The following is a 9,440-nucleotide window of genomic DNA, read 5'->3' as shown; positions in this document are numbered from 1 at the left end:
CCGCCAGCGCGGAGGTGCCCTTCTTGGCCCCGGGCATGGCGGTCTTGAGGGAGCCGTTGGCGGAGTGCCCGACCATCCCCCGGTCCAGCACCTTGTGCTTGCCGACGCCCTGGGCGAACTCTTCATCACGGTGGGCGTGCTGATGCTGCTGTTCGTCACCTACCAGCTGTGGTGGTCCAACATCTGGGCGGACCGGATCGCCAGGGAGGAGGCGAGGAAGCTCCAGAAGCAGTGGGCCGAGCACAGCGACCAGCGCATGCCGGGCTCCTTCTCCCCCGGCAAGGGGTTCGCCATCATGTACATCCCCAAGCTCGACGTGAAGGTGCCGATCGCCCAGGGGGTCAGCAAGCACAAGGTGCTGGACCGGGGGATGGTCGGGCACTACGCCAACGGCTCCCTCAAGACCGCCATGCCCTGGGACAAGAAGGGCAACTTCGCGCTGGCCGGACACCGCAACACCCATGGTGAGCCGTTCCGTTACATCAACAACCTCGAGCCCGGCGACAAGATCGTGGTCGAGACGCAGACCGCGTACTTCACCTACGAGATGACCCGGTTGCTGCCGCAGACCCCGCCGTCCAACACCTCGGTCATCGACCCGGTGCCGCGCGGTTCGGGTTTCACCGGACCGGGGAGGTACATCACACTCACCACCTGTACGCCCGAGTTCACCAGTACGTACCGAATGATCGTCTGGGGCAAGATGGTCGAGGAGCGGCCGCGCAGCAAGGGCAAGCCGGACGCGCTGCTCGGCGGCTGAACGAGAAACGGAGTGGCACGCGTTGGCACGGACCGAACAGGACGAGAGACAGGACGGGGAGGCGCCGGCGGCGACCGTTCCCGCCTCCCCGCGCCGCGGGCGCGGCCGTGTCGCCACCGCGATAAGCGTCTTCGGTGAGCTGCTCATCACGGTGGGCCTGCTGCTCGGGCTGTTCGTCGTCTACTCCCTGTGGTGGACCAATGTGATCGCCGACCGGGAGGCGAAGCGGCAGGGCAACCACGTGCGCGAGATCTGGAGGACGCAGGGGCCCGGCAAGCTCGACACCAAGGACGGCATCGGCTTCCTGCACGTCCCGGCGATGCACAACGGCGAGGTGCTGGTGAAGCGCGGTACCTCCACCGAGGTGCTGAACGACGGGGTGGCGGGCTTCTACACCGAGCCGCTCAAGTCCGCGATGCCCTGGGACAAGAAGGGCAACTTCACGCTGGCCGCGCACCGGGACGGCCACGGCGCCAAGTTTCACAACATAGACAAGCTGGACAAGGGCGACGTGGTGGTCGTCGAGACCCGCGACACCTGGTACGTCTACAAGGTCTTCGCCAAGATCACGGAGACCTCCAAGTTCAACACCGGTGTGCTGAAGCCGGTCCCCAAGGGGTCGGGCAAGACGCACGCGGGCCGCTACATCACCCTGACGACCTGCACGCCCGTCTACACCTCGCGCTACCGCTATGTGGTGTGGGGCGAGCTGGTGCGCACCGAGCAGGTGGACAAGGACCGTACGCCGCCCCGCGAGCTGGACTGAGGCACCACGGCTCTGGCGGACGCCGCCGGGGCCGTCTGGAGCCCGACCCCGGCCGGTGAGGCTCCCACCCGACGCTTCGGCCCTACCTCCCACCCGGTGACGCCCCCGCTCCGTGCCGGCGCCCGAACCATCCCCCACTGGTGACGCCCCCGCCGGCCCATGCCCGGTGACGCCCCTCGGTGGGGCCCCGCCCGGACACCACGCGGCCCCGGAACCTGGATCAGGTTCCGGGGCCGCGTGGTGTGTCGCGCGTGGCCTGCTATCCGCCGGTGGTACCGCCGAACCAGTTGGCGCCGCCGGCGTCGGCGCCGCCTGGCTTCCCATGGTCGCCGCCGGTCATCGGGGCGGTGTTCACGGTCACCCCGGAGCCCTTGGGCACCTGCGCACCCGCGCCCGGGGCGGTGTTGATCACGAAGGCGTTGTCATCGCTCGGCCCGTTGACGGTGACCGTGAGCCCGAGGTCCTCCAGCGCCTTCCTGGCGTCCTTGAGCTTGCTGGTGGACAGCTGCGGGATCTGCACGTTCTCCGGGGTGGCCGGAGCCTTCGCGATCTTCACGGTGATGGTGGATCCCGCGGACACGTCCTGGCCGGGGGCGATGCTCTGCTCGAAGACCTTGCCCGGCTCGACGTCCGCCTTCTCCTCCTCGGTGGAGGAGATCTTCAGCCCCTTGGCGTCCAGCTTGCTGGTGGCCTCCTCCAGGGTCAGGCCCCGCACCTCGGGCACGGTGACCTGCTCCGGGGCCTTGGCCACGGTCAGGGTGATCAGGGCGCCCCGGCCGGCCGTGGTGTCGCCCGGCGGGTTCTGGTCGATCACGGTGCCGGCAGGTCGCGAGGGGTCTTCCTTGGTCTCCTGGCTGACCTGGAAGCCCTTGCCCTTCAGCTCCGCCGCGGCCTCGTCATAGGTCTTGCCGACCACGCTGGGCACCGTGACCCGCTCGGCGGGCTTGGGGCCCTTGGACATGATCAGCTCGACCGTGCCGTCGCGTTCGATCTTCGACTCGTCGCCGCCCTCGGGGGTCTGCCGGCAGACCCGCTTCTTGGGCTGCTTGCAGAACTCGTTGCCGGTCACCTCCACCGTGAAGTGGCCGTTCTTGGCGGCTTCCTTGGCCTCGTCCAGGGTCTTGCCGGTGAGCACCGGGACCGAGACCCGGTCCCCGTTCTTGGCGTTGCTGAACAGGGCCTTGCCGATGAAGATCGCGCCGACCAGCACCAGGATGCCGGCCGCGACCAGCAGCATGGTGGAGGTGTTGCTCTTCCGCTCGCCGCCGCGCCGGCGGTCCGGCCGCTCGTCGTAGCCGAACCCGCTGTCGTCCTCCCGCACCGGCGGCAGCATGGAGGTCGCCGGCGCGCTGTCCTGGGGGCGCAGCATGGTCGTCGGCTGGTCCTCGCCGTAGCCGCCGACGCCCATGGCCTGGGTCGCGGCGACCGGCTGGCCGTCCAGCGCCGCCTCGATGTCGGCGCGCATCTCGTCCGCCGACTGGTAGCGGTAGTCCGGGTCCTTGACCAGCGCCCGCAGGACGATGGCGTCCATCTCCGGGGTGATGTCGGGGTCGAAGGTGCTCGGCGGGTTGGGCTCCTCCCGCACGTGCTGGTACGCGACCGCCACCGGTGAGTCGCCGACGAACGGCGGACGGACGGTGAGCAGCTCGTACAGCAGGCAGCCGGTGGAGTACAGGTCGGAGCGCGCGTCCACCTGCTCGCCCTTGGCCTGCTCGGGCGAGAGGTACTGCGCGGTGCCGATGACCGCCGCGGTCTGCGTCATGGTCATGCCGGAGTCGCCCATCGCCCGGGCGATGCCGAAGTCCATGACCTTGACCTGGCCGGCGCGGTTGAGCATCACGTTGGCCGGCTTGATGTCCCGGTGCACGATGCCGTTGCGGTGGGAGTACTCCAGCGCCTGGAGGATGCCGATGGTCATCTCCATCGAGCGCTCGGGCAGCAGCTTTCTCCCGGAGTGCAGCAGCTCGCGGAGGGTGGAGCCGTCCACGTACTCCATCACGATGTACGGGATCGACACCCCGTCGACGTAGTCCTCGCCGGTGTCGTAGACCGCGACGATGGCGGGATGGTTGAGCGAGGCCGCGGACTGGGCCTCTCGGCGGAACCGGGCTTGGAAGGACGGGTCGCGGGCGAGGTCCGCCCGCAGCGTCTTCACAGCGACCGTGCGGCCGAGGCGGGTGTCGTGCGCGAGGTAGACCTCGGCCATGCCACCACGTCCGAGCACAGAGCCCAGTTCGTACCGGCCGCCGAGGCGACGCGGCTCTTCCATAGCTACTCCAGCCCTCTTCCGTCATTCCCGACCGCACCGGTGTGGGGGCCCGGCGGTGTTGTGCTGCTCGGGCCTACGCTACCGGGCACACCGGGCGGGGTCGGGCTGCGGCCGAGACCTGATACCCGACCGGTACAGGGTTGTGTGAAATCGGTACCGCCATGTGACCGGTCTCACTTGTTGCTGTCGAGTACCGCCTTCATCACATCGCGGGCGATCGGAGCGGCCAGCTTGCCGCCGGCCACGTCGTCGCGGAGGGTGTTCGAGCTCTCGATCACCACGGCCACCGCCACCGCCGGCTCGCCCTCCTTGTTCTTGGCGTAGGAGATGAACCAGGCGTACGGCGAGTCCGAGTTGTTGACACCGTGCTGGGCGGTGCCGGTCTTGCCACCGACGTCGTACCCGGGGATCCGGGCCATGGTGCCGGTGCCCTTCTCCACCACCGTCTTCATCATGTCCTGCAGCTTGGCCGCGGTCTCCGAGGAGACCGCCTGGCTCATCTCCTTGGGGGAGTGCTGCTCGATGTCGTTGAGGTTCGGGGCACGCAGCTTGTCCACCATGTACGGCTCCATCAGCTTGCCGTCATTGGCGATCGCGGAGGCGACCATGGCCATCTGCAGCGGGGTGGCCCGGGTGTTGAACTGGCCGATCGAGGACTGCGCGTTGCCCGCCCGGTCCATGCCCTTGGCGTAGACGCTGGCCTCCGCGCGGACCGGGGTGAAGACCTCGGAGTTGAAGCCGAACTTCTCCGCCTGCTCCCGCATCTTCTCCTGGCCGACGTCATCGCCGAGCTTGCCGAAGACGGTGTTGCAGGAGATCCGCAGGGCCTCCCGCAGCGTGACGTTCTTGCAGTAGATGTTGCCCTCGTTCTTCAGCGGCGTCCTGGACTGCGGCAGCGTCCAGGGGAACGGCGAGTTGGTCGGCTCGTCCGGGCTCTTGTAGGTGCCGTTCTCGAAGGCGGCGGCGGCGGTGACCACCTTGAAGGTGGAGCCCGGCGGGTAGGTCTGGCGCAGCGCCCGGTTGAGCATCGGGTCGTCCGGGTTGTTCTTCTTGTCCAGCGCCTTCCAGGCCTTCGCGTCCTTGTCGGTGCCGCCGGCGATGGTGGAGGGGTCGTAGCTGGGGGTGCTGGCCAGCGCCAGGATCTTGCCGGTCCTGGGGTCGATCGCGGCGACCGCGCCCTTCTTGTCGCCCAGCCCCTCGAACGCGGCCTTCTGCGCCTTGGCGTTGAGCGTGGTGATCACGTCACCGCCCTTGCGCTCCTTGCCGGTGAGCATGTCGATGGTGCGGTTGAAGAACAGCCGGTCGTCGTCGCCGGTGAGGATGGAGTCGTTGAGCTTCTCCAGCTGGGTGGCGTCGTAGACCTGGGAGGCGTACCCGGTGACCGGCGCCCACATCTCGCCGTCCTTGTAGGTGCGCTTGTACTTGAAGTCGATGCCCTTGGTCTCCACCGAGCCGGTGATCGGCTTGCCGTCGACGATGATGTTGCCGCGCGGCTGGGCGTAGCGGGCGATCAGCACCCGGCGGTTGTGCTTGTTCTTCTGGAGCTCGTCCGCCTTGACGTACTGCAGCCAGTTGTCCCGCAACAGCAGGGCGAGGATCAGGATGCCGCAGAAGATCGCGATGCGGCGCAGCGGCTTGTTCACGGTCGGACCACCTGGGTCATCTCGGCGTCGGGTGACGGCGCGGGGGCCGGAGCTGGTCGGCGGGCGGTGTCGCTGATCCGGATCAGCACCGCGATCAGCGCCCAGTTGGCGATCACCGAGGAGCCGCCGTACGCCATGAACGGCATGGTCATACCGGTCAGCGGGATCAGGCCCATCACACCGCCGGCGACCACGAAGACCTGGATGGCGAAGGCCGCGGACAGGCCGATGGCGAGCATCTTGCCGAAGGGGTCGCGGGCGGCCAGCGCGGTGCGCGCGCCACGCTCCACGATCAGTGCGTAGACCAGCAGGATCGCCATGGTCCCGGCGAGCCCCAGTTCCTCGCCGACGGTGGCCAGGATGAAGTCGGAGTTGGCGGCGAAGCCGATGAGGTCGGAGTTGCCCTGGCCGAGGCCGGTACCCACGGTGCCACCGGAGCCGAAGGCCATCATCGCCTGGGCGATCTGGTCGGTGGTGCCGTTGTCGAAGGCGGCGAACGGGTCGAGCCAGGCGTCGACACGCGTCTTGACGTGGGGTTCGATGCTGCCCACGGTGACCGCGCCGACCGCGGACATCAGCAGACCGAAGACGATCCAGCTGGTGCGCTCGGTGGCCACGTACAGCATCACCACGAACATGCCGAAGAACAGCAGTGAGGTGCCCAGGTCGGTCTCGAAGACCAGGATCAGGATGCTGATGGCCCACACCGTGAGGATGGGGAAGAGGTCCCGGCCGCGCGGCAGGTACATGCCCATGAAGCGGCGGCTGGCCAGCGCCAGCGCGTCCCGCTTGACCATCAGATATCCCGCGAAGAAGACCGCGATGACGATCTTCGCGAACTCGGCCGGCTGGATGGAGAACCCGGCGACGCTGATCCAGATGCGGGCGCCGAAGACGTTCATGCCCAGGCCCGGTACGAGTGGCAGCAGCAGCAGGACGATCGAGAAGAACATCGAGATGTAGGTGTACCGCTGGAGCTTGCGGTGGTCCTTCAGCAGCAGCAGCACGGCCACGAACAGGGCTATGCCCAGGGCCGAGTACATCAGCTGCCGCGGTGCGGCCGCCGTGAACGTCTGGCCCGCCGCCTCGGCCCGGGCGGCCAGCCGCCTGGACTGGTCGAGCCGCCAGATGATGACCAGGCCCAGACCGTTGATCAGGGTCGCCAGCGGCAGCAGCAGCGGGTCGGCGTACGGGGCCCACTTGCGCACCACGAGGTGGCCCACGGCGGCCAGGAAGCCCAGGCCCAGGCCGTAGTTGAGTAGGCCGGACGGCAGCTCGTCGCTCATCGCCAGGCCCACGTTGGCGTAGGCGAAGATCGGGATGATCACCGCGAAGGCCAGCATCGCCAGTTCGGTGTTGCGCCTGCTCGGCGGCCCCACCGTGCTGATGGTGGTCGTGTTCGAGGTACTGCTCATTGCTTTGACGGCCCCCTACGGCTTCACTGCTGGGCGCTGCTGCACTGCGGGGCCAACTTCTGCTCCTCCGCCGTGAGGGTGGGGCCCGGCTTGGGAGTCGGCTTGGTCGCGGCGGTGGGCGTGGCCGACGTGGTACGCGTCTGCAGCGGCGCGCCGGCGCCGTCGCGGGTGGGATCGTTCAGCCCGGCGGGGGTGTGGCTCGGGCTGCCGGCCGGGGTGTTCGGCGTGGCTCCCTGACCGGGCTTGCCGGCGGCTTCCTCGTCCCTCTTCTTCTTGCGGTCCAGGGCCTTCTGCTCGTCCTCGGCCTTCTTGCGCTCCGCCTCGGCCTTTCGGGCCTCGTCCAGCTTGTGGCAGGCGCTGGCCAGGGTGCCCAGGTCCTCGGTCTTCTGCCGGGCCTGGTCGAGGCTGCTGAACGCGATGGTGTCCTGGACCCGGCCGCGCTGGTCGCCCGGGAGGTACTTGAGTTCGATCTCGCGGTGGTCCTCATGGACCTCGCTCAGGCTGATCCAGGCCAGGTCCTGGCTGATGCCCTGGTAGATCGCGACATGGTCGCCGTTGGCGCCCACGTAGTACTGGTTCTGGGTCCAGCGGTAGCCGCCGTACAGGCCGGCGCCGATCACGGCGAGCCCCAGGCCGACGTAGAGGGTGGGCTTGATCCACCTGCGGCCGGACTTCTTGCTGAAGTCGCCGTCGGCGTAGGCGTCGTAGCCGTTCTCCGGCAGGCCGCCCAGCGAGGGGTCGCCGCTGCCGGGCGGGCCGAAGGCGCCGGGTGCCTCGCCCTGCTGGGGCACCGAGCGGCCCAGTTCGGCGGCGCGGGCGGCGGGGGTCTGCGCGGCCCCGCCGTCACCGAGCTGCACCTGGTTCTCGGCCACCGCGCCCACGATCACCGGGGTGTCGGTGAGCTGGCCGGCCGGGGTGTCGTTGTCGTCCACGTCGAGGACGTCGGCGACGATGCAGGTGATGTTGTCCGGGCCGCCGCCGCGCAGCGCGAGCTGGATCAGCTCCTGCACGGTCTCCTGCGGGCCCTGGTAGCTGGCGAGGGTGTCCTCCAGCGTCTGGTGGCTGACCACCCCGGACAGGCCGTCGGAGCAGATCAGGTACCGGTCGCCGGCCCGCACCTCGCGGATCGACAGATCGGGCTCGACATGGTCGCCGCTGCCCAGTGCGCGCATCAGCAGCGAGCGCTGCGGGTGGGTGGTGGCCTCTTCCTCGGTGATCCGGCCCTCGTCGACCAGCCGCTGCACCCAGGTGTGGTCCTGGGTGATCTGGGTGAGGGCGCCGTCCCGCAGCAGATAGGCGCGGGAGTCGCCGACGTGCACCAGGCCGAGCCGCTGGCCGGTCCACAGCAGGGCGGTGAGTGTGGTGCCCATCCCCTCCAGCTGGGGGTCCTCCTCGACCATCAGGCGCAGCTGGTCGTTGGCGCGCTGCACGGCGCTGCCCAGCGAGGTGAGGATGTCGGAGCCGGGGACGTCGTCGTCCAGCTGGACCAGGGTGGAGATCACCTCGGAGCTGGCGACCTCGCCGGCCGCCTGACCGCCCATGCCGTCGGCGATGGCGAGCAGCCGGGGTCCGGCGTAACCGGAGTCCTCGTTGCCCTCGCGGATCATGCCCTTGTGCGACCCGGCGGCGAAACGCAGCGTCAGACTCATGCGCACCTCACCCGTCGGCTCCGGGAACAGCCCCTTTGCTGACACGCTGCCCACCCTCCGGTCGTCATGGTCGTACTACTTCCGCAGCTCGATGACGGTCTTGCCGATGCGGATCGGCGCGCCCAGCGGAATCGGTGTCGGTGCGGTGAGTCGGGTCCGGTCGAGATACGTGCCGTTGGTGGACCCGAGGTCCTCGACGATCCACTGGCCGTCGCGGTCCGGGTAGATCCTGGCATGCCGACTGGAGGCGTAGTCGTCGTCCAGCACGATCGTGGAGTCATGGGCCCGGCCCAAGGTGATGGTCTGGCCCTGGAGGGCGACGGTGGTGCCGGTCAGCGAGCCCTCGGTGACGACCAGCTTGGTGGGTGCGCCGCGGCGTCCCCGACCGCCGGACTGCTGCTGCCGCTGTTGCTGGCGCTGCTGCGGCGGTGCGGCCTGCCGCTGGTGCGACCGGTCCGGGGCGGCCCGGCGGGCCGTACCGCGCTGGGTCACCCGGGTCCCGAACAGATCACTGCGAATGACCTGTACGGCCACGATGACGAACAGCCACAGTACGGCGAGGAAACCCAACCGCATGACCGTGAGGGTCAGCTCTGACATTGCCCCCGCTTCACCCTTCGGCTTGCCGGTAAACGATGGTGGTACTGCCCACGACGACGCGCGAGCCGTCGCGGAGCGTAGCGCGCGTGGTGTGCTGTCCGTCTACCACGATGCCGTTGGTCGACCCGAGATCCTGGATCGTCGAGGGTGTGCCGACCCGGATCTCGCAGTGCCGGCGCGAGACACCGGGATCGTCGATGCGGACGTCCGCGTCGGTGCTGCGCCCCAGCACCAGGGTGGGCCGGGAGATCTGGTGGCGGGTGCCGTTGATCTCGATCCAGCGCCGGACCTGGCCGTACCCGCCCGAGCCACCGGGTCGGGCGGGTACGGCCAGGTCC

8 protein-coding genes are annotated in these 9,440 nt (G+C 69.1%); 2 read left to right on the top strand and 6 right to left on the bottom strand.

Features of this window, described 5'->3' with window-relative positions:
- On the top strand, positions 1–760 hold a 760-nt coding region (locus E4099_RS23680), incomplete at its 5' end, for a class E sortase (RefSeq protein ID WP_135341142.1).
- Between the two features lie 22 nt (positions 761–782).
- On the top strand, positions 783–1,526 hold the full coding sequence (locus E4099_RS23675) for a class E sortase (RefSeq protein WP_135341141.1): 744 nt from the start codon (positions 783–785) through the stop codon (positions 1,524–1,526).
- Between the two features lie 259 nt (positions 1,527–1,785).
- Here the strand turns inward: E4099_RS23675 and pknB are convergent, their stop codons facing one another.
- The 6 genes from pknB to E4099_RS23645 all read right to left on the bottom strand — a co-directional run.
- On the bottom strand, positions 1,786–3,795 hold the full coding sequence (gene pknB, locus E4099_RS23670) for a Stk1 family PASTA domain-containing Ser/Thr kinase (protein WP_135341140.1): 2,010 nt from the start codon (positions 3,793–3,795) through the stop codon (positions 1,786–1,788).
- A gap of 173 nt (positions 3,796–3,968) precedes the next feature.
- Positions 3,969–5,438, bottom strand: a complete 1,470-nt coding sequence (locus E4099_RS23665; protein WP_135341139.1) for a peptidoglycan D,D-transpeptidase FtsI family protein — start codon at positions 5,436–5,438, stop codon at positions 3,969–3,971.
- Positions 5,435–6,853, bottom strand: a complete 1,419-nt coding sequence (locus E4099_RS23660; protein WP_135341138.1) for an FtsW/RodA/SpoVE family cell cycle protein — start codon at positions 6,851–6,853, stop codon at positions 5,435–5,437. Before E4099_RS23660 ends, E4099_RS23665 begins: the two co-directional genes overlap by 4 nt.
- A 23-nt stretch (positions 6,854–6,876) precedes the next feature.
- Complete coding sequence (locus E4099_RS23655) at positions 6,877–8,502, bottom strand: Stp1/IreP family PP2C-type Ser/Thr phosphatase (protein ID WP_135341137.1); 1,626 nt, start codon at positions 8,500–8,502, stop codon at positions 6,877–6,879.
- A gap of 75 nt (positions 8,503–8,577) precedes the next feature.
- Positions 8,578–9,102, bottom strand: coding sequence for an FHA domain-containing protein FhaB/FipA (locus E4099_RS23650; RefSeq protein WP_135341136.1), 525 nt, complete (start codon positions 9,100–9,102; stop codon positions 8,578–8,580).
- A gap of 10 nt (positions 9,103–9,112) precedes the next feature.
- On the bottom strand, positions 9,113–9,440 hold a 328-nt coding region (locus tag E4099_RS23645; protein WP_135341135.1), incomplete at its 5' end, for an FHA domain-containing protein.

This window comes from Streptomyces palmae (assembly GCF_004684805.1).
Classification (GTDB): domain Bacteria; phylum Actinomycetota; class Actinomycetes; order Streptomycetales; family Streptomycetaceae; genus Streptomyces; species Streptomyces palmae.
This window is presented reverse-complemented; position numbering and strand designations above follow the sequence as displayed.

What these genes read in the sequence shown, in the direction of transcription:
- E4099_RS23650 (WP_135341136.1), bottom strand. Translation starts at nt 9,102, where the DNA reads ATGTCAGAGCTGACCCTCACGGTCATGCGGTTGGGTTTCCTCGCCGTA.
- E4099_RS23660 (WP_135341138.1), bottom strand. Translation starts at nt 6,853, where the DNA reads ATGAGCAGTACCTCGAACACGACCACCATCAGCACGGTGGGGCCGCCG.
- pknB (WP_135341140.1), bottom strand. Translation starts at nt 3,795, where the DNA reads ATGGAAGAGCCGCGTCGCCTCGGCGGCCGGTACGAACTGGGCTCTGTG.
- E4099_RS23655 (WP_135341137.1), bottom strand. Translation starts at nt 8,502, where the DNA reads ATGAGTCTGACGCTGCGTTTCGCCGCCGGGTCGCACAAGGGCATGATC.